Annotated in this window: 18 protein-coding genes and 4 tRNA genes; 20 read left to right on the top strand and 2 right to left on the bottom strand. The window is 61.2% G+C overall.

Going from position 1 to position 18,269, the window contains the following annotated elements; translation table 11 throughout:
• The first annotated feature begins 48 nt into the window (after positions 1 to 48).
• From rfbC to rfbA, 4 genes are read left to right on the top strand one after another with little or no spacing between them, the layout of a single operon-like run.
• Positions 49 to 609 (top strand): dTDP-4-dehydrorhamnose 3,5-epimerase, encoded by a 561-nt coding sequence (rfbC, locus tag CHR90_RS09495; RefSeq protein WP_094408770.1) that lies wholly within the window; start codon positions 49 to 51, stop codon positions 607 to 609.
• A 17-nt stretch (positions 610 to 626) separates the two neighbouring features.
• On the top strand, positions 627 to 1,694 hold the full coding sequence (rfbB, locus tag CHR90_RS09500; protein ID WP_094408771.1) for a dTDP-glucose 4,6-dehydratase: 1,068 nt from the start codon (positions 627 to 629) through the stop codon (positions 1,692 to 1,694).
• Complete coding sequence (rfbD, locus tag CHR90_RS09505) at positions 1,691 to 2,611, top strand: dTDP-4-dehydrorhamnose reductase (RefSeq protein ID WP_094408772.1); 921 nt, start codon at positions 1,691 to 1,693, stop codon at positions 2,609 to 2,611. The genes rfbB and rfbD overlap by 4 nt, the downstream gene beginning before the upstream one ends.
• The gene (gene rfbA / locus CHR90_RS09510; protein WP_094408773.1) at positions 2,608 to 3,483 is read left to right on the top strand and encodes a glucose-1-phosphate thymidylyltransferase RfbA; all 876 of its coding nucleotides are present in this window, start codon (positions 2,608 to 2,610) and stop codon (positions 3,481 to 3,483) included. Before rfbD ends, rfbA begins: the two co-directional genes overlap by 4 nt.
• 48 nt (positions 3,484 to 3,531) lie before the next feature.
• Here rfbA and CHR90_RS09515 read toward each other — a convergent pair whose 3' ends face one another.
• Entirely contained in the window at positions 3,532 to 4,566 is a 1,035-nt protein-coding gene (locus CHR90_RS09515; RefSeq protein ID WP_170941362.1) for a glycosyltransferase family 2 protein, read from the bottom strand.
• 95 nt (positions 4,567 to 4,661) lie between these two features.
• Here CHR90_RS09515 and CHR90_RS09520 point away from each other — a divergent pair, with 95 nt between their 5' ends.
• Positions 4,662 to 5,507: a fumarylacetoacetate hydrolase family protein gene (locus tag CHR90_RS09520; RefSeq protein WP_094408775.1), complete on the top strand. Its 846-nt coding sequence runs from the start codon at positions 4,662 to 4,664 to the stop codon at positions 5,505 to 5,507.
• A 4-nt stretch (positions 5,508 to 5,511) separates the two neighbouring features.
• A complete protein-coding gene (locus tag CHR90_RS09525) occupies positions 5,512 to 6,399 on the top strand; it encodes a DMT family transporter (RefSeq protein ID WP_094408776.1) in 888 nt (295 codons plus the stop codon).
• Here the strand turns inward: CHR90_RS09525 and CHR90_RS09530 are convergent.
• Positions 6,347 to 7,099 carry a DUF1194 domain-containing protein gene (locus tag CHR90_RS09530; protein ID WP_229671459.1) on the bottom strand — a complete coding sequence of 251 codons (753 nt, stop codon included), beginning with the start codon at positions 7,097 to 7,099 and terminating at the stop codon, positions 6,347 to 6,349. The two genes, CHR90_RS09525 and CHR90_RS09530, sit on opposite strands and share 53 nt — an antisense overlap.
• 102 nt (positions 7,100 to 7,201) lie before the next feature.
• Here CHR90_RS09530 and CHR90_RS09535 point away from each other — a divergent pair, with 102 nt between their 5' ends.
• From CHR90_RS09535 to CHR90_RS09600, 14 genes are all read left to right on the top strand, one after another.
• Positions 7,202 to 8,704: an NAD(P)H-hydrate dehydratase gene (locus CHR90_RS09535; RefSeq protein ID WP_094408778.1), complete on the top strand. Its 1,503-nt coding sequence runs from the start codon at positions 7,202 to 7,204 to the stop codon at positions 8,702 to 8,704.
• Between the two features lie 101 nt (positions 8,705 to 8,805).
• Positions 8,806 to 9,063 (top strand): hypothetical protein, encoded by a 258-nt coding sequence (locus CHR90_RS09540; protein WP_094408779.1) that lies wholly within the window; start codon positions 8,806 to 8,808, stop codon positions 9,061 to 9,063.
• 88 nt (positions 9,064 to 9,151) lie between these two features.
• A tRNA-Leu gene (locus CHR90_RS09545) sits at positions 9,152 to 9,236 on the top strand.
• 170 nt (positions 9,237 to 9,406) lie between these two features.
• Complete coding sequence (gene tig / locus CHR90_RS09550) at positions 9,407 to 10,729, top strand: trigger factor (protein ID WP_094408780.1); 1,323 nt, start codon at positions 9,407 to 9,409, stop codon at positions 10,727 to 10,729.
• A gap of 68 nt (positions 10,730 to 10,797) precedes the next feature.
• The gene (gene clpP, locus CHR90_RS09555) at positions 10,798 to 11,433 is read left to right on the top strand and encodes an ATP-dependent Clp endopeptidase proteolytic subunit ClpP (protein ID WP_094408781.1); all 636 of its coding nucleotides are present in this window, start codon (positions 10,798 to 10,800) and stop codon (positions 11,431 to 11,433) included.
• Between the two features lie 181 nt (positions 11,434 to 11,614).
• Entirely contained in the window at positions 11,615 to 12,880 is a 1,266-nt protein-coding gene (gene clpX / locus CHR90_RS09560) for an ATP-dependent Clp protease ATP-binding subunit ClpX (protein WP_094408782.1), read from the top strand.
• A gap of 92 nt (positions 12,881 to 12,972) precedes the next feature.
• Positions 12,973 to 15,372, top strand: a complete 2,400-nt coding sequence (gene lon / locus CHR90_RS09565) for an endopeptidase La (RefSeq protein ID WP_094408783.1) — start codon at positions 12,973 to 12,975, stop codon at positions 15,370 to 15,372.
• A gap of 202 nt (positions 15,373 to 15,574) precedes the next feature.
• Positions 15,575 to 15,874 carry an HU family DNA-binding protein gene (locus tag CHR90_RS09570; protein WP_267890168.1) on the top strand — a complete coding sequence of 100 codons (300 nt, stop codon included), beginning with the start codon at positions 15,575 to 15,577 and terminating at the stop codon, positions 15,872 to 15,874.
• A 97-nt stretch (positions 15,875 to 15,971) separates the two neighbouring features.
• Positions 15,972 to 16,046: transfer RNA gene (locus CHR90_RS09575), tRNA-Val, on the top strand.
• A gap of 191 nt (positions 16,047 to 16,237) precedes the next feature.
• Positions 16,238 to 16,314, top strand: a tRNA-Asp gene (locus tag CHR90_RS09580).
• A gap of 18 nt (positions 16,315 to 16,332) precedes the next feature.
• Positions 16,333 to 16,409: transfer RNA gene (locus tag CHR90_RS09585), tRNA-Asp, on the top strand.
• 248 nt (positions 16,410 to 16,657) lie between these two features.
• The gene (locus tag CHR90_RS09590; protein WP_094408784.1) at positions 16,658 to 17,023 is read left to right on the top strand and encodes an NADH-quinone oxidoreductase subunit A; all 366 of its coding nucleotides are present in this window, start codon (positions 16,658 to 16,660) and stop codon (positions 17,021 to 17,023) included.
• A complete protein-coding gene (locus CHR90_RS09595; RefSeq protein ID WP_094408785.1) occupies positions 17,014 to 17,568 on the top strand; it encodes a NuoB/complex I 20 kDa subunit family protein in 555 nt (184 codons plus the stop codon). Before CHR90_RS09590 ends, CHR90_RS09595 begins: the two co-directional genes overlap by 10 nt.
• 76 nt (positions 17,569 to 17,644) lie before the next feature.
• The gene (locus tag CHR90_RS09600; protein WP_094408786.1) at positions 17,645 to 18,262 is read left to right on the top strand and encodes an NADH-quinone oxidoreductase subunit C; all 618 of its coding nucleotides are present in this window, start codon (positions 17,645 to 17,647) and stop codon (positions 18,260 to 18,262) included.
• The last annotated feature ends 7 nt before the right edge of the window (positions 18,263 to 18,269 follow it).

The raw sequence follows: 18,269 nt of genomic DNA on the forward strand, positions 1-18,269 counted from the left end.
ATCTGCGCACGCCGCCGCTATAAGCAGCCGTTCAAGTCAGAGTGCCCCATGCAGATCACCGAAACCCGAATCCCCGCCGTAAAGCAAATTGTTCCGAAAAAACATGGCGATGCGCGCGGCTATTTCATGGAAACCTTTTCCGCCCCGATCTTTGCCGCTGCCGGTATTACAGAGAGCTGGGTGCAGGATAATCAGTCGCTGTCCGGGCCGAAGGGCACCGTGCGCGGGCTGCACTTCCAGATCGCGCCTGCGGCACAAGCAAAGCTGATCCGCGTCATTCAAGGGGCGATCCTCGATGTCGCCGTGGATTTGCGCCACGGCTCGCCAACCTTTGGTCAGCATGTCGCCGTGGAATTGACGGCTGACGGCGGGGAACAGCTTTATGTGCCCGCCGGGTTCGCGCATGGGTTCTGCACCCTCGCGCCCGATACGGCGGTGGCTTATAAGGTTAGTCACATATACGCGCCCGCAGAAGACAAGGGGCTGCGGTGGAACGACCCCGCCCTTGGCATCGGCTGGCCGGTCACGGAAGCCGAAGCGCTACTGTCGGCCAAAGACCGCCAGCAGCCACTGCTAGCCGATCTGCCCGCCTATTTCACTTACGCCTAAGCCGGAGGACGCTTCCCATGCGCACGATCATCGTTACCGGCGGCGCGGGCTTCATTGGCTCGGCGGTCATTCGGCATATCCTGACGGAGACCGACGCCAGCGTCGTTAATCTCGACAAGCTGACCTACGCCGCGAACCTCGATAGTCTCGCCAAGCTCAGCGATACCCCGCGTTATCGTTTCGAGCAGGCGGACATCACCGACCGTGCGGCGATGGACCGGATTTTGGCGACCTATCAGCCCGACGCCATCATGCATCTGGCGGCAGAAAGCCATGTGGACCGGTCTATCGACGGTCCGGCGGCTTTCATTCAAACCAATATCATCGGTACCTTCACGCTGCTGGAAGCGGCGCTTGCCTATTGGCGGACCTTATCCGCCGAGGCCCAGGCGGCTTTCCGCTTCCACCATATCTCGACCGATGAAGTTTACGGCACCCTGGGCGACGACGGGCTATTCACCGAAGAAACGCCCTATGCGCCCAACTCGCCCTATTCGGCCAGCAAGGCCGCGTCGGACCATTTGGTGCGGGCGTGGCATCATACCTATAAGCTGCCGGTGGTGACCTCCAACTGCTCGAACAATTACGGGCCGTGGCAGTTCCCGGAGAAACTCATTCCGCTGATGACCATCAACGCGCTGAAGGGCAAGCCGCTGCCGGTCTACGGTCAGGGCACCAATGTGCGCGACTGGCTGCATGTGGAAGACCATGCCCGCGCACTTTGGACCATCCTGAATACGGGGGTGCCGGGCGAAAGCTATAACGTCGGCGGCAATTCCGAGCGCAAGAATATCGACGTGGTGACGGCGATCTGCGATCTCGTCGATAAGCTGGCAGGCCCACTTGCATCCGGCCAGAGCCGCCGCTCGCTGATTTCCTATGTGACCGACCGTCCGGGCCATGATGCGCGCTATGCCATCGACGCGAGCAAGATTAAGCAGGAACTGGCGTGGGAGCCGCAGGAAACCTTCGAAAGCGGGCTTGAGGCGACCGTGCGCTGGTATCTCGACAATCCCGAGTGGTGGGAAAAACTGTCGAACGTCTATGCCGGGGACCGCCTCGGGCTCAAGAAAGCCGCGTCATGAGCGGCGCGGTCCTGATCTTCGGTGCCAATGGGCAGGTCGGGCGCGAGCTGCTGCGCGCGGCTTGGCCGGATGGGCTGATGCCGGTCGGCCTGGGACGGGGCGAGGGGGATATCACCGATCCCGCCGCAATTGCTGCCGCCATCGCCACGCATCGCCCCGTTGCCCTGGTGAATGCCGCCGCCTATACCGCCGTCGATAAGGCCGAAAGCGAGGCGGAGACCGCCTTTGCCATCAACCGCGACGGGCCGCGCCATTTGGCGGACGCTGCGGCGCGGGCTGGGATTCCGCTGCTGCATCTCTCGACCGATTATGTCTTCGACGGCAGCAAAGCCGGGGCGTATGCGGAAAGCGACCCGGTGGCCCCCCTCGGCGTCTATGGCGCGTCGAAAGAAGCTGGGGAGCAGGCGATCCGGGCGGCAACGGATCAGCATATCATCCTGCGCACCGCGTGGGTTTTCGGGGCGCTTGGGCATAATTTCGTGAAGACGATGTTCCGTCTTGCCACCACCCGCCCAGAATTGCGCGTCGTCGCCGATCAGCGCGGCTGCCCGACCCCGGCGGCAGCAATTGCGGCGGCATTGGCGACGATCACCGGCGCGCTGCTGCGCGGCAACACGGCCTATGGCACCTATCATTTCGCCGGGGATACCCCCACAAGCTGGCATGGGTTCGCCGAAGCGATCTTCGCGGCAGGGCACCGCTACGGTTGGCCGGTGCCGAAGGTCCACGCGATTGCAACGGCGGATTTCCCCACCCCAGCGCAGCGCCCGGCTAATTCGGTGCTGGACTGCGCCAAGCTGACCGCCGCTTTCGGCATCCCCGCCGCCGACTGGCACGCGGGCCTAAGCGCCATGCTGGCCGAATGCCGGGCAGAAATCGACGCAGGCTTTTCGGCCTTGATTGAGGAAAAGCGATGAAGGGCATCATTCTGGCAGGCGGCTCGGGCACGCGGCTCTATCCCGTCACGGTTGCTGTCTCGAAACAGCTTATGCCGATCTACGACAAGCCGATGATCTATTATCCGCTGTCGATCCTGATGCTGGCGGGCATTCGCGAAATCCTGGTCATCACCACGCCGCACGACGCGCCGCAGTTCGAGAAACTGCTTGGCGACGGCAGCCAATGGGGCCTGAAGATCGCCTATGCCCAACAACCCTCGCCGGACGGGCTGGCGCAAGCCTTCCTGATTGGGGAAGAGTTCATCGCGGGCGACCGCTGCGCCCTGGTGCTGGGCGATAATATATACTTCGGCCACGATCTCGAACCGCTGCTGACGGATGCCGTCGCCCGCCAAAGCGGTGCGACCGTCTTCGGCTATCACGTCCGCGATCCTGAACGCTATGGGGTGGTGGAATTCGACGCGACGGGCAAGGCGATTTCCATCGAAGAAAAGCCAAAGCAGCCGAAAAGCAATTACGCCGTTACCGGCCTCTATTTTTACGATGCCGACGTGGTGGCCCTCGCCAAGCAGGTGAAGCCGTCCGCGCGCGGCGAGCTTGAGATTACCGATCTTAACCGCCTCTATCTCGAACGCGGTGCCCTAACTGTCGAACGGATGGGCAGGGGCTATGCTTGGTTCGACACCGGCACGCATGAAAGCCTGCTGCAAGCGGGCGAATTCGTTCGCACCGTCGAAGAACGCCAGGGCCTGAAAATCGCCTGCCCGGAGGAAATCGCCTGGCGCAAGGGGTTCATCTCCTCAGAACAAGTGCGCACCCTCGCCGCGCCGATGGCGAAGAACGGCTATGGCCAGTATCTGCTGCGGATGATTGAGGGGCGGGGGCAATAAGGCGGGGCTTTGCCCCGGCCCCCACTTAAGGGGCTACCGCCTCTAACGTCATACCAATTTCGCCCGCCGCTTGATCAGGGCCATTGGGCTCCAGCTTAGCACCCGGGCGATGCGGAACGCTCCGACACGGGTTTTCTGAAGCTCTGCCCGGTCTGCCCAGAAGGGCGCAAGGCCGGTTAGACCGTCGAAGGTCGCCTTCAGCACCACCCAGATCATGCCGGGCCGCTTCAGCAGCAGGCAGCGCAGCAGCAGCAGCGGCAGATAGGTGAAGATCGTTACCGGCAGGATCGGGCCGGGCATATTTTTGGCGATCACCCAGATCTGATTGCGGTAGCCGTGATAGAGCGAAAAACTGCTGTGCGCCCCGCCGGAGGTGGCGGAACCGACGTGCGCCACCCGCGCCCGGTTCGACTGCCAGATGCGCCCGCCCGCGAGCCGCAGGCGAAAGCACAGGTCTACATCCTCGCCGTAGCAGAAGAAACGCTCGTCAAAGCCGCCGAGTTTTTCGAACCAGTCGCGGCGGATCATCATGGCGGCGGCGCAAGCTGCGAAACTTTCGCCAGCGGGAACAGGAACGGGCAGGGGCTTACGGCAGCCGCCGCGCCATGCAAACCCATAGGGGGAGAAACAGTCGCCCAAACCATCGGCCTTACCGGGATCGGCGCTCATCACCTGGGTCGAGCCGAAAGCAACGCAGTCGCCGTGCAGGGCCGCCTCATCGAGCAGCAGTTCCAGCCAATCGGGGGCGGGGAAAGCGTCGGGGTTCAGCATCACCAGCCAGGGCGTCGCGGCACCGGCCGCAGCTTGATTATTCCCGGCGGCAAAGCCTAGGTTCTTGCCCATGCGCAGCACTGTGACGCGCGGATCGGCCGGCAGCCCATCGAGCGACCCATCGATTGAACCGTTATCGACGATCACCGCCTCGAAATCTGGCATCGTCTGCGCCAGCAGCGCTTCAACACAGCGGGCAAGGTCGGTGCCGCCATTGTAATTGACGATCATCACCCGGATGGGCGGCGGCCCGGCGAGGCTAATCGGGTCATCGGCTGTCGGAAGGGAAAATTCAGGATCAACCGACGTCACAGGATTCCTCGTGGCACCAATGCGGTCGCGCATCTTTCCTTTTCACGGCGGCCCGCGCAAGATCGTTCGCATATGTTAACGGGGGAAACCGATTCATGAAGCTGGTGCGCTGGGGCCTTGAGGGGCAAGAAAAGCCGGGGATTTTGGATGCAGAAGGGCAGGTGCGCGACCTGTCGGCGGTGATCCCGGATATCAGCCATTCGGTTTTATCGGACTCGGGGCTGGATGTGCTGCGCCGTCTCGACCTCAGCCATCTGCGCGTCGTGCCAGACTATGTGCGCCTGGGCGCCCCCGTGGGGCGGGTCGGCAAGATCATCGCCATCGGCCTTAATTACGCCGATCACGCCGCCGAAGCAGGGCTGAAGCCCCCTGCGGAACCGATAGTGTTCCAGAAGGCCACCTCCTCGCTCTGCGGCCCTTATGACCCCATCGAAATCCCGCGCGGGTCGGTGAAAACCGATTGGGAAATCGAGCTTGGCGTCGTCATTGGGCGGCGGGCTAAGTATATCGCAGAGGCCGACGCGCTGGACCATGTTGCGGGCTATTGCACCGTCAACGATGTTTCCGAGCGGCATTTGCAGACCGAGCGCGGCGGGCAGTGGACGAAGGGCAAGAGCCATGACACTTTCTGCCCGGTCGGCCCCTGGCTGGTGACCAAGGACGAAGTGCCCGACCCGCAAACCCTGCCGCTCTGGTGTTCGGTCGATGGGCAGCGCTACCAAGACGGCACGACGGCGCCGATGATCTTCACCGTCGCTCATATTATCGCCTATCTCAGTCAGATGATGACCCTAGAGCCGGGCGATATTATCGCCACCGGCACGCCCCCCGGCGTTGGCATGGGCATTAAGCCGGACCCGATCTTCTTAAAGCCGGGGCAGATTGTCGAATGTGAAGTCGTCGGCCTCGGCAAGCAACGCCATCTGACCATCGCGGTCTAAGGCGATGAAACACGCCGCCGCGACCGATTTCGCCATTCCCATCCTGACGGTGCTGCTGTGGTCCGGTAACACCGTGGTCATGCGCGCCGCCGTTGGGGTGATTGAGCCTGAAACGATCATGGCCTGGCGCTGGGTGCTGGCGGCCCTGTTGCTCACGCCCTTTGTCGCGAAACCCCTGTGGCAGCACCGCAAGACCATCCGCCGGAATCTTGGGAAGCTCGGCGGTCTTGGCCTGCTCGGCATGGTGCTGTACCAAGGCTGCGCCTATTATGCCGCACAAACAACGACGGCGACCAATATGGGCATCATCGCCTCGCTGGTGCCGCTGATTACCTTCGGCCTGAGTTCACTGATCTTGGGCGAAAAGCCGGGCTGGTCCACTGCGGCGGGTGGGGTTCTGTCGCTCGCGGGCCTCAGCATTCTGATCGGGCAGGGGCAGCCGCTGAATATCCTGCACGGCGGTTTTCATGTGGGCGACGGCATTATGCTGATCGGGGCGATCTGCTACGCGCTGTATAGCGTTATGCTGCGCCGCTGGCAGGTGCCGATCCCGATGTGGCCGTCGCTCTATATGCAAATTCTGACGGCCCTTCTGGTGCTCGTACCGCTCTATCTGGTGACGCCGACCGCGCCCGTCACGATGAAAGCGGCGCCGATCATTCTGTATTCGGTGATCCCGATTTCGATTGTCGCGCCGATGCTGTGGATGCTCGCCGTGGCTAGGTTGGGGGCGAACCGCAGCAGTATCTTTATGAACCTGCTGCCGGTTTTTACAGCGATCATCGCCACGTTGGGACTGGGGGAGAAGCTCTACGCCTATCACCTTGTCGGCGGCGTGCTTACTCTGTCTGGGGTGATGCTGGCGCAATTGGTGCGCGCGCGGCCAAAGTGATCGGGCGGCTGGGGGCGCGTGCCACGGGGATTGTCAGTTCGCGGATCAGCTTCTGGCGGATCGCCTGCGTAAAATCGGCATAATCCGCCGCGCGCAGCACAAAAGCCCCCGGCCCACCGATCAACGCATCGCGATAATAGGCCTCAAGGTCCGGCTCTTCATTGACGATGGCGAGGCCGTTGAGCGTGATCCCCGCTTTCAGCGCCGTCGCCCGCACGGGGGCCAGTGCCCGCCCGAGGTTCTGGGCACCATCGCCGGAAATATCGATAATCTTGCGCTCGGCCCTCACTGGCGCCGACTGGATCAACCGCACCGCGACCGATAGAGCATTGCCTAGCGCGGTGCCGCCGCCATCGATGAGGCGCGGTGTCGTGTCGATCTCCTCCGCCAGTTTCAGCGCGTCGTCCGCCGACCGCAGAATGCGCCAGGGAATGCCGACGCGCTGCCAGCTTGGGTCCGACCATTCCATCAGCGTCACGGCAATCGCCCGACGCGGACCGCTCGTGATCGCCGCGTGCACATCGGGATCGCGGAAGGCGGCGGTCAGCCCTTCCATTTGCAGTGCAAACTCCGCCCGGTCAACGCTGGTTGAACTATCGACCGCCAGGACCAACGCCGCATCCACCTCGGGCAGCGGTGCAGCAAGGGCCGGGGCCGACACAGCGATCAGGGCGGCAAAAATCGAGGCGTAAACCCGCACGGAAGGCATCTCCTATAAAAGATGCGGCACCAAAGCCCGGCTTTCCGGCGAAATTAGGACGGGCGTGCTTGCCCTTCCACAAAATCCCCGCATCATGCCCTCATGGCACTCGATCTTCTCACGGTAGCACCAGATTATCCGCTCGACCTCTTGACCCCCGCTCAAATGGGCGCGGTGGACGCGCAGGCGGCACTAGCGGGGCTAGTCGTCTTCGATCTTATGGACCGCGCGGGAACAGAAGTGGCCGAGGTCGTGCAGACCCGCTGGACGCCGCGCCCCGTGCTTGTGCTCTGCGGGCCGGGGAACAATGGCGGTGACGGCTGGGTTGCCGCGCGGCGGTTGCGCGACGCCGGATGGCCGGTGCGGCTGGTCTCCCTGGTGCCGCTTTCGGCCCTCACCGGCGCGGCGGCAGCGCATGCGGCGCGCTGGTCTGCACCGGTCGAGGTTTGGGAGGGGGCCGGGCCATCTCTTGGCGAGACGGCCTTGATTGTCGATGCCTTATTTGGCGCCGGGCTGACGCGCCCGTTGCCGCCCGCCGTTCGACGTTGGTTGGCTCGAACCACGGCGCTGCCGCTGGTGGCGGTCGATGTACCCTCGGGCCTCGACGGCGGCACAGGCGTCCCGCTCGGTTGGGCGCCGCAGGCGGCGCTAACGGTGACGTTTCATCGCTACAAGCCTGGGCATTTCATTATGCCTGGAAAAAGCTTATGCGGCGATCTTCATCTCATTGATATTTGTATTCCAGCCAACATCCGCCCCCCTGACCGGATCGAAACCCAGCTTAATCACCCCCGCCTATGGCAGACCGCCCTTCGCCCACCCCGCCTAGCCGATCACAAGTTTACGCGCGGATGGGCAATGATTCGCGCCGGGCATCCCGAGAGCGGCGGCATGGCGGGGGCGGCGATCCTGTCGAGCCGGGCAGCGCGGCGTGTGGGGGCGGGGCTGGTCTCGCTGGTGACGCCCGCCGCCCTGAGCGACTGGCCGGGGACTATGGTAACGACGAAGCCGTGGGCCGATGCCTGCGCCGAAAAACGGGCGACGGGCTTTCTGCTCGGCCCTGGCAATGGCGTCAGCCCGGCAACGGCGGCGGCGGTTCTGGCCGCAGCGGCCACTGGCGCCCCGCTCGTTCTCGATGCCGATGCCTTGACGAGTTTTGCGGGGGATGCCGACCGGCTACGACGGGGCCTCGCCGGACCGTGTGTTCTCACACCGCACGAAGGCGAATTCGCCCGCCTGTTTGCCGGAACGCCCGTCGATTTAACGCAGGGGCGGCTATCCCGTGCCCGGCAAGCGGCGCGTTGGATGGGGGCGACCATCGTGCTGAAAGGGCCGGATACGCTGATCGCTCACCCCGATGGCCGGGTGATTGTGCAGCCCTGGGCGCCCCCGGCGCTGGCAACTGCCGGATCGGGCGATGTATTGGCGGGGATCATCCTTGGCCTGATGGCGCTGGGGATTTCAGCTTCCGACGCGGCGGCGGCAGGCGTTTGGCTGCATGCCGCCGCTGGGCAACGGGCGGGCGCACACGGGATGATTGCCGAGGATCTTGTGGACTTTCTTCCCGAAATCCTCGACAAGTTTATCGAAAAATCACTGTATTAAAATAGGCTTAGGTGATTTTTTTAAAGTGACGTAAGCGGAAAATTAACTTAACGTACTCCTGTTCAACGATAATCCCCTCTTGAAGGGCAGGGAGAGCGCAAATGATTGGACGGGGCTTCTTCGGCGGCAAATCCTCCAGCGATATTGCGCCGGGCGCGATTTTCCGCCAGCGCGATGCCGTCAGCATCGCCGGATCGGCGGAAGTCATGTATGTCGATACGGATGCGCGCGGCATCGCCCACGTTCATTACCGGTTTACGGTCGAACCGCGCTCCGGCTGCGGTCCCGCTGCCCGCCATTCCGAAAACCGGGTTCTGGCGCTGTCGGCATTCCGCGAAAGTTTCGCCCGTAGTTTCTAACGCTCGGCACTGCTCGCGTCCGCACCATTGACAGGGGCGGGCGCTTGCGGGCATCGTGACGCCCGTTCCCGGTTAGCGGGGGCAGGATGCGGGCGTGGTGGAATTGGTAGACGCGCTGGATTTAGGTTCCAGTTCCGCAAGGAGTGGGGGTTCAAGTCCCTCCGCCCGCACCAAACTTTCCTTCTCAAGGTTTTTTCGGCGGCAATGCTACGGTCCGTTGCGCGCGCGTCTTGACGGGCCGCGTGAAACCGTTTAGCTGGGTCTGCCTTAAAAATCCGCGCAGCCGGTACGCTGGCTTGCGGCGGTGATGATCCGTTGATTAGGAATAAGTGGAACTCCGTTCATGCAGGTTACTGAGACCCTTACCGAAGGCCTGAAGCGCCAATATAAGATCGCCGTTCCCGCGGCGGACGTGGAGGCCCAGGTCACCGCGAAGCTGGCCGAGCTGGCGAAAAAAGTCAGCGTTCCGGGCTTCCGTCCGGGCAAGGTGCCGATGAACCTCGTGCGCCAGCGCTATCTGGGGTCGGTGATGGGCGAAGTCCTGGAAGCGACCGTCCAATCCTCCTCCGCCAAGGCGATGGAAGAGCGTGGCCTGCGCCCCGCGTTCCAGCCCAAAGTGAATGTCGATAGCTTCGAGTTGGAAAAGGGTGTCGAGTTCACCATTGACCTCGAAGTCCTGCCGGAAATCACCATCGCTGATTTCGCCAGCCTGGAAATCGAGCGTCCGACCGCGCCGGTCGCCGACGAAGACGTCGAAAAGGGCTTGGAAAAGCTGCGCTCTGAATCGCGCGCTACCAAGAAGGTCGAAGAAGACCGCGCCGCGCAGGCGGGCGATACCATCGTCATCGACTTCGTGGGCAAGGATGGCGGCGAGCCGTTCCAAGGCGGTTCGGGCACCGATTTCCACCTGACCCTCGGCTCGGGCATGTTCATTCCGGGGTTCGAAGACCAGTTGATCGGCGCCAAGGTCGGCGAGGAAAAGGTGCTGAATGTCACCTTCCCGGCTGATTATCATGCCGAAAATCTGAAGGGTAAGCCGGTGACCTTCGACGTCACCGTGAAGGAACTGCGCGAGCCGGAGCAGGTCGAACTGACCGATGATTTCGCCAAGGCTTTCGGCCTCGATAGCCTGGATGCGCTGAAGACGGCCATCCGTGGCCAGATCGAGCGCGAATATGCCGCGGCTGGTCGCTTGAAGGCCAAGCGCATCCTGCTCGACAAACTCGACGAAACCCATAGCTTTGACGTGCCGCCGACGCTGGAAGATGCCGAATTCAACGGCATTTGGACTCAGTTCGAGCAGGCGAAAGCCGCCGGCGAAAAGGATCCGCTGCTGGAAGGCAAGTCGGACGATGAAGTGCGCGAAGAATATAAGCGCATTGCCAATCGCCGCGTTCGCCTGGGGCTGCTGCTGGCCGAAATCGGCCGCGTCAGCAATGTTCAGGTGGAAGATCAGGAAATCCGCGCGGCGATCTTCAACATCGCCCGCCAGTATCCGGGTCAGGAGCGTCAGGTTCTTGAATTCTTCACGAATAATCAGGATGCCATAACGCAAATCCGCGGACCTATTTTCGAAGACAAGGTTGTGGACCATATTCTGTCTACGGCCAAAGTGACCGACAAGACGGTTACCCCCGAAGAGCTGCTGAAGGCTGACGCCGAGTAAGGCAGGGAAAGGGCGGCACCAGCCGCCCTTTCGTTTCTAGGGTACCGATTTCGGATTGAGAGGGATAGATGCGCGACGCGACCGATTTCACGATGAACACGCTGGTGCCGATGGTGATCGAGCAGACGGCTCGCGGCGAGCGCGCGTTCGATATTTACTCCCGCCTGCTGAAAGAACGGATCATCTTCCTGGTCGGCCCGGTTAACGACCATGTTGCCAGCCTGATCTGCGCCCAGTTGCTGTTTTTGGAAGCCGAGAATCCGACCAAGGAAATCAGCTTCTACATTAATTCGCCGGGCGGCTATGTGTCCGCAGGTCTGTCGATCTACGACACGATGCAATACATCCGCCCGAAAGTGACGACCATGTGCCTGGGCCAAGCGGCCAGCATGGGGTCGCTGCTGCTTGCGGCGGGCGAGCCGGGTCAGCGCTATGCGCTACCGAATGCCCGCATCATGATCCATCAGCCGTCGGGCGGCGCGCAGGGGCAAGCGACGGATATCGAAATTCAGGCGCGCGAAATTCTCAAACTCCGCGCCCGGCTGAACGATATTTACGTAAAGCATACCGGCCAAGCGCTGGAGACCATCGAAGCCGCGATGGAACGCGACAATTTCATGGACCCGGAGGAGGCAAAAGCCTTTGGCCTGATCGATCAAGTTGTGACGGCCCGGCCGAAAACCGCCGATGGGCAGGCGTCTTGATCGTTGGGGTCTGTCAGAAGGTGATTGCGCCCCGGCGCTGCTTCATATTCAATAAAGCAGCGATTAGAGGAATGCGGTTTTGTCAATGGCAAATCCTCCTCTCAAAGCCGAAAGGCCGGGGCGCCGGTGGGCGGCGCCTAAGGGGTATCGGAAGCGGTGAGGGGGCGAAAGCGAGTTTAGCATGACCAGGGCAAGCAGCGGCGACAGCAAGAATACGCTCTACTGCTCCTTCTGCGGCAAAAGCCAGCATGAGGTGCGCAAGCTGATCGCCGGACCGACGGTGTTCATCTGTGATGAATGCGTCGAACTCTGCATGGATATCATCCGTGAAGAGCATAAGACCACCTTGGTCAAAAGCCGCGACGGCGTGCCGACGCCAAAGGAAATCCGCAATGTTCTCGATGATTACGTCATCGGCCAGGAACATGCGAAGCGGGTGCTGTCGGTCGCGGTGCATAATCATTACAAGCGCTTGGCCCACGCCCAGAAGAACAACGACGTCGAACTCGCGAAGTCGAACATTCTGCTGGTTGGCCCGACCGGCAGTGGTAAGACGCTGCTGGCCCAGACACTCGCCCGTATTCTCGACGTGCCGTTCACGATGGCCGACGCCACGACGCTGACCGAAGCCGGTTACGTTGGCGAGGATGTGGAAAACATCATCCTCAAGCTGCTGCAATCCGCAGATTATAATGTGGAGCGGGCGCAGCGCGGCATCGTTTATATCGATGAAGTCGATAAGATTTCCCGCAAGTCGGATAATCCATCGATCACGCGCGATGTGTCGGGCGAAGGCGTGCAGCAGGCGCTGCTGAAGATTATGGAAGGTACCGTCGCGTCCGTGCCGCCGCAGGGCGGGCGCAAGCATCCGCAGCAGGAATTCCTGCAGGTGGATACGACGAACATTCTGTTCATCTGCGGCGGTGCGTTTGCGGGTCTCGAAAAGATCATCGGTCAGCGCTCCAAGGGTACCTCCATCGGCTTTGGCGCCGATGTGCGCGGCCCGGATGAACGCCGTACCGGTCAGGTTCTGCGCGAAGTGGAGCCGGAAGATCTGCTGAAGTTCGGTCTGATCCCGGAATTCATTGGTCGTTTGCCCGTTGTTGCAACGCTGGACGATCTCGACGAAGCGACGCTGGTCGAAATCCTGTCGAAGCCGAAGAACGCCCTGCTGAAGCAATATCAGCGTCTGTTCGACATGGAAGACGTGCGGCTGGAGTTCAGCGACGATGCGCTGTCGGCGGTTGCCCGCAAAGCGCTGGAACGCAAAACCGGCGCCCGCGGTCTGCGGTCGATCATGGAAAGCATTCTGCTGGAGCCGATGTTCGATCTGCCGGGCAATACCGATGTCGAAAGCATCGTCGTGAACCGGGAAGTCGTCGAAGGGCGGGCGGCGCCGCTCTATATCTACGCCGAAAAGAAGGCCGAAACGGGGGCGGGGGCGTAACGCGCCCGCTTCCCTTGAATAGGGCCGGTTTCGGTGCCACCTTAATATTTGTTGGGCCCTGACTGCTGGGGCCCGTTAAGGGTAGACACTATATGACCCAATCCCCCCATGAGGCTCGGTATCCGGTACTCCCATTGCGGGACATTGTTGTTTTTCCGCATATGATCGTGCCGCTCTTTGTAGGGCGCGAAAAGTCCGTCCGGGCGCTTGAAGATGTGATGCGGGAGGATAAGCAGATCCTGCTGGTGACGCAGAAAAATGCGTCGCAGGACGATCCGGCTGCCACCGATCTCTATGACGTTGGAACCGTTGCCACGGTTCTGCAATTGCTGAAACTGCCGGATAAAACGGTGAAGGTGCTGGTCGAAGGCGTTGCGCGCGCCCGGATCGACAGTTTCACGGAAAATGCCGATTTCTTTCAGGCCGTCGCCCATCCGATTGCGGAAGTTGAGGACGAGAGCCCGGAAATCGAAGCGCTGGCCCGCGCCGTCGTCGGTCAGTTCGAGCAGTATCTGAAGCTCAACAAAAAAATTCCGCCGGAAGTGCTGGTCTCGGTCAATCAGATCGAAGAGCCGGGCAAGCTCGCGGATACGATCGCCTCGCACCTGGCGCTGAAGATTCCCGAAAAGCAGCAACTGCTGGAACTCACCTCGCTGACCGAGCGGCTGGAACGTATCTACGGCTTCATGGAAGGCGAGATCGGCGTTCTTCAGGTCGAAAAGCGCATCCGTAACCGCGTGAAGCGGCAGATGGAAAAGACGCAGCGCGAGTACTACCTCAACGAACAGCTCAAGGCCATTCAGAAGGAATTGGGCGAAGGCGAGGATGGCCGCGACGAGGCTGCTGAGTTCGAGGAGCGGATCAAAAAGGTCAAACTATCGCCGGAAGCGCGCGATAAGGCGTTGGCGGAGTTGAAGAAGCTGCGCTCCATGTCGCCGATGTCCGCCGAAGCGACGGTGGTGCGCAATTACCTAGACTGGCTTCTGACCATTCCTTGGAAGCAGCGGTCCCGCGTGAAGCGCGACCTGAAGGAAGCCCAGAAGGTTCTGGACACGGATCATTACGGTCTCGAAAAGGTCAAGGAACGCATCGTCGAATATCTCGCGGTGCAACTACGCATTTCGAAGATCAAAGGCCCGATCCTGTGCCTCGTCGGTCCGCCCGGTGTTGGCAAGACCTCGCTCGGCAAGTCCATCGCTAAGGCAACGGGGCGGAATTTCGTTCGCATGGCGCTGGGCGGCGTGCGGGATGAATCCGAAATCCGCGGTCATCGCCGCACCTATATCGGCTCCATGCCCGGTAAGATCGTGCAGGGGATGAAGAAGGCCAAAACGTCTAATCCGCTGTTCCTGCTGGATGAAGTGGACAAGATGGGGTCTGATTGGCGCGGTGATCCGGCTTCGGCGCTGCTAGAAGTGCTCGATCCTGAACAGAATGCGACCTTCAGCGACCATTACCTTGAGGTCGATTACGATCTGTCGGACGTGATGTTCGTGACCACGGCCAATAGCCTGCGCATGCCGCAACCGCTGCTGGACCGCATGGAGATTATCCGCATCCCCGGTTATACCGAGGATGAAAAAGTCGAAATCTGCCGCCGTCATCTTCTGCCGAAAGCCATGAAAGAACATGGGCTTAAGAAAGAAGAATGGTCGGTTTCAGAAGAAGCGCTGCGCGATCTCGTGCGCTATTACACCCGGGAAGCCGGGGTGCGGAGCATGGAACGCGAAATCTTCAACCTTGCCCGCAAGTCGGTGAAGGAAATCCTTCTCGGTAAAGCGAAATCGCTGCACATCACGCGGCGGAACCTCGAAAAATTCGCTGGGATCAAGCGGTTCCGCTATGGCGAAGCCGAGGGCGAGGATCAGGTTGGCGTTATCACAGGCCTGGCGTGGACAGAAGTGGGCGGCGAACTGCTGACCATCGAATCGGTCACGCTGCCCGGTAAGGGTAAGGTCACGGCGACCGGCAAGCTCGGCGACGTGATGAAGGAATCGGTGCAGGCGGCGGAAAGTTTCGTCAAATCCCGCGCGGCGGCTTACGGTATTAAGCAAGCGGTGCTGGAAAAGCGCGACATTCATGTCCATGTTCCGGAAGGGGCGACGCCGAAGGATGGCCCATCGGCCGGGATTGCCATGGTGACCTCGATCGTCTCGGTCCTAACGGGGATTCCGATCCGCCGCGAGGTGGCGATGACGGGCGAAGTCACGCTGCGCGGTCGGGTGCTGCCTATCGGCGGCCTGAAAGAAAAACTTCTGGCCGCCCTGCGCGGTGGGTTGAAGACCGTGTTGATCCCGCAGGACAATGCCAAGGATCTCGCCGAGATCCCTGACAATGTCAAAAAGGGTCTTGATATCATCCCGGTTTCGACCGTCGATGAGGTGCTGGCGAAAGCGCTGGTCTCGCAACCCGTTGCCCTGCCAGCGGAAGAAGAGGTTCCCGCCACCCCGCCGAAACCGGAGGCGCCTGCCGCCGGAGTCGTCGCCCACTGATCGACGGCGACGGCCCCATCTGGCATTTGTCACAGAATGCGCCCGCGAAATCACCTCGTTGGGCGCATTTTTCCCACTTTTACAGGGGTTTCCGCGTTTTCCACCCATTGACGTATGGGGGAAACGCGGTCTAAAGTCCGCCAACGATTTGCCATAATCCCGGGTCGCTAGGTCAGCGGCACGGACATATCGAACCGTCCTGATGAGGGGGCTCAACGTGAATAAAAACGATCTCGTCGCTTCGGTCGCAGAAGCCACTGGTCTGTCTAAACAGGATTCCGCCAAAGCGATCGACGCCGTGTTCGATGCGATTACGTCGGCCCTGACGGCAGGCGACGAAGTGCGTCTGGTCGGCTTCGGCACCTTCGCCGTGTCGGAACGCGCGGCCAGCGAAGGCCGCAATCCGCGCACTGGGGAAAAGATTCAGATTTCGGCTTCGAAGCAGCCGAAGTTTAAGGCCGGTAAGGGCCTGCGCGACGCGGTGAACGGTATCACCGAATAACGTCAGGCATCATACGGAATACCAAGGGCCGCCTTCGGGTGGCCCTTGACTATTTTCGGCAAAGGCGATTATGTCGCGCCTAGCACGAAAGTGGAAAGGGCGGTTAGCTCAGCGGTAGAGCGTCTCGTTTACACCGAGAGGGTCGGGGGTTCAATCCCCTCACCGCCCACCATTTCTTGCTTCTTTGTTGAAGAGTTTTCGGGAACCCTGGCTTTTGCCGGGGTTTTTGCTTTGGCGGTCCCAATCAAAATTAGCTTTGCTGGGCTTGTGTTTAAAAAACTTATCCAGGGCTGCTGCCTTTTGCGATTTTGAGCGCTTGACACTCTCCGCGCCGGGTCGTATCAACCCCTCCACTTGCTGCGTGGGGGTGTAGCTCAGCTGGTTAGAGCGCCGGCCTGTCACGCCGGAGGTCGCGGGTTCGAGCCCCGTCACTCCCGCCATTCAGCAAGTCCTCCTATGGGGGTGTAGCTCAGCTGGTTAGAGCGCCGGCCTGTCACGCCGGAGGTCGCGGGTTCGAGCCCCGTCACTCCCGCCATCATAAAAGACCGCTGCCTTCGGGCGGCGGTTTTTTGTTTTGCGCCAAGCGCTTGCTTCTTCCTGTGAACCTTGCCGGATGCGCCGCTTTTTTGTCGCAATCCCAGCAGGGGGGCTTTTCACGGGCGGGGGGGATGCCTATAGTGGCGCGTCGCCTCCCGCACTGCGGGCAAAGCCGCTAGGGCTTGCGTCCGGGCCGGAAGGGGGGTATAGCCGCGCCGTTCCCAGCGGACGGAGAGGGTCTTTTAGATGAATGCACTGCTCGCCGAATATTTACCGATCATGGTGTTTCTGGGCATCGCCATTGGCCTGACCATCGTGATGCTCGTCGCGTCTCGCCTTGTTGCGGCGCAAAAGCCGGACTCCGAGAAAGTGTCCGCCTATGAGTGCGGCTTCGAGGCGTTCGATGACGCCCGCAGCAAGTTCGACGTGCGCTTCTACCTCGTCGCCATTCTCTTCATCATTTTCGATCTAGAAGTGGCTTTCCTGTTCCCCTGGGCTATTTCGCTCAAGGATATCGGTCTCTACGGCTTTTGGTCGATGATGGCCTTCCTGGGCGTGCTGACCGTTGGGTTCATTTACGAATGGAAGAAAGGGGCGCTGGAATGGGAGTGATGGTTCCGCAGAAGCCCGCGGGCGTCGATCTTCTGGCGCCGGGTACCGAGCAGGATGCGCTGCTGGGCCATGTGACCGACGAGCTGCAGGACAAGGGCTTCGTCGTCGCGCAGTTCGATAAGCTGGCCGCTTGGGCACGCACCGGTTCGCTGTGGCCGATGACCTTCGGGCTGGCGTGTTGCGCCGTGGAAATGATCCATACCGGCTGTAGCCGCTACGATCTCGACCGGTTCGGGATCGTTTTTCGTCCCAGCCCGCGCCAGTCCGATGTGATGATCGTTGCCGGCACGCTGACCAACAAAATGGCCCCGGCGTTGCGCAAGGTTTACGATCAGATGGCCGAACCGCGCTGGGTGATCTCGATGGGATCCTGCGCCAATGGCGGCGGGTATTACCATTACTCCTATTCGGTGGTGCGCGGCTGCGACCGCATCGTTCCGGTCGATATTTATGTTCCGGGCTGCCCGCCGACGGCCGAAGCCTTGCTGTATGGCATCCTGCAACTTCAGAAGAAAATTAAGCGGACGCGCCACTTCGTCCGCTAACGGCTTGTTCTGGCGCGGATCGTCTGTCGCCGGAACCAAAAAATGAAGCGTAAAGCTCTCATACGGATGGGTTCGAATGGTCGAGACACTGGAACAGCTTGGCGCGCATATTGCGCAACGTAGCGGCGCGGCCGTGACCGCGGTCGATCTATCCGGCGGCGAGCTGACGCTGAGCACGACCGCCGATAATCTTCTGACGCTGATGGGTTTTCTGCGCGACGATGCGGCATGCCTGTTTAAGACGTGCGTCGACGTGTGCGGGGTGGACTACCCTGAGCGTGAACTGCGCTTTGATGTCGTCTATCATCTGCTCAGCCTGAAGAAGAATCTGCGCCTGCGCGTTCGGCTTGAAACCGATGATGCGACCGCCGTGCCGTCCGTGACCGGCCTGTGGCCGTCGGCAGGCTGGTACGAGCGCGAAACTTGGGACATGTACGGGGTCTTCTTCTCCGGCCATCCCGATCTGCGCCGCATCCTGACCGACTATGGTTTCGAAGGCCATCCGCTGCGCAAAGATTTCCCGCTGACCGGCTATGTCGAACTGCGCTACGACGAAGAGCAAAAGCGCGTCGTCTACGAGCCGGTGAAGCTGACGCAGGACTTCCGTAGCTTTGATTTCATGTCGCCCTGGGAAGGGATGACGCGCGATCGTCCGGTTTTGCCGGGCGACGAAAAGGCCGCGCAGAACGGGTAAGGAGCGG

The sequence above is a fragment of the Elstera cyanobacteriorum genome (genome assembly GCF_002251735.1).
GTDB classification, from domain to species: Bacteria; Pseudomonadota; Alphaproteobacteria; order Elsterales; family Elsteraceae; genus Elstera; species Elstera cyanobacteriorum.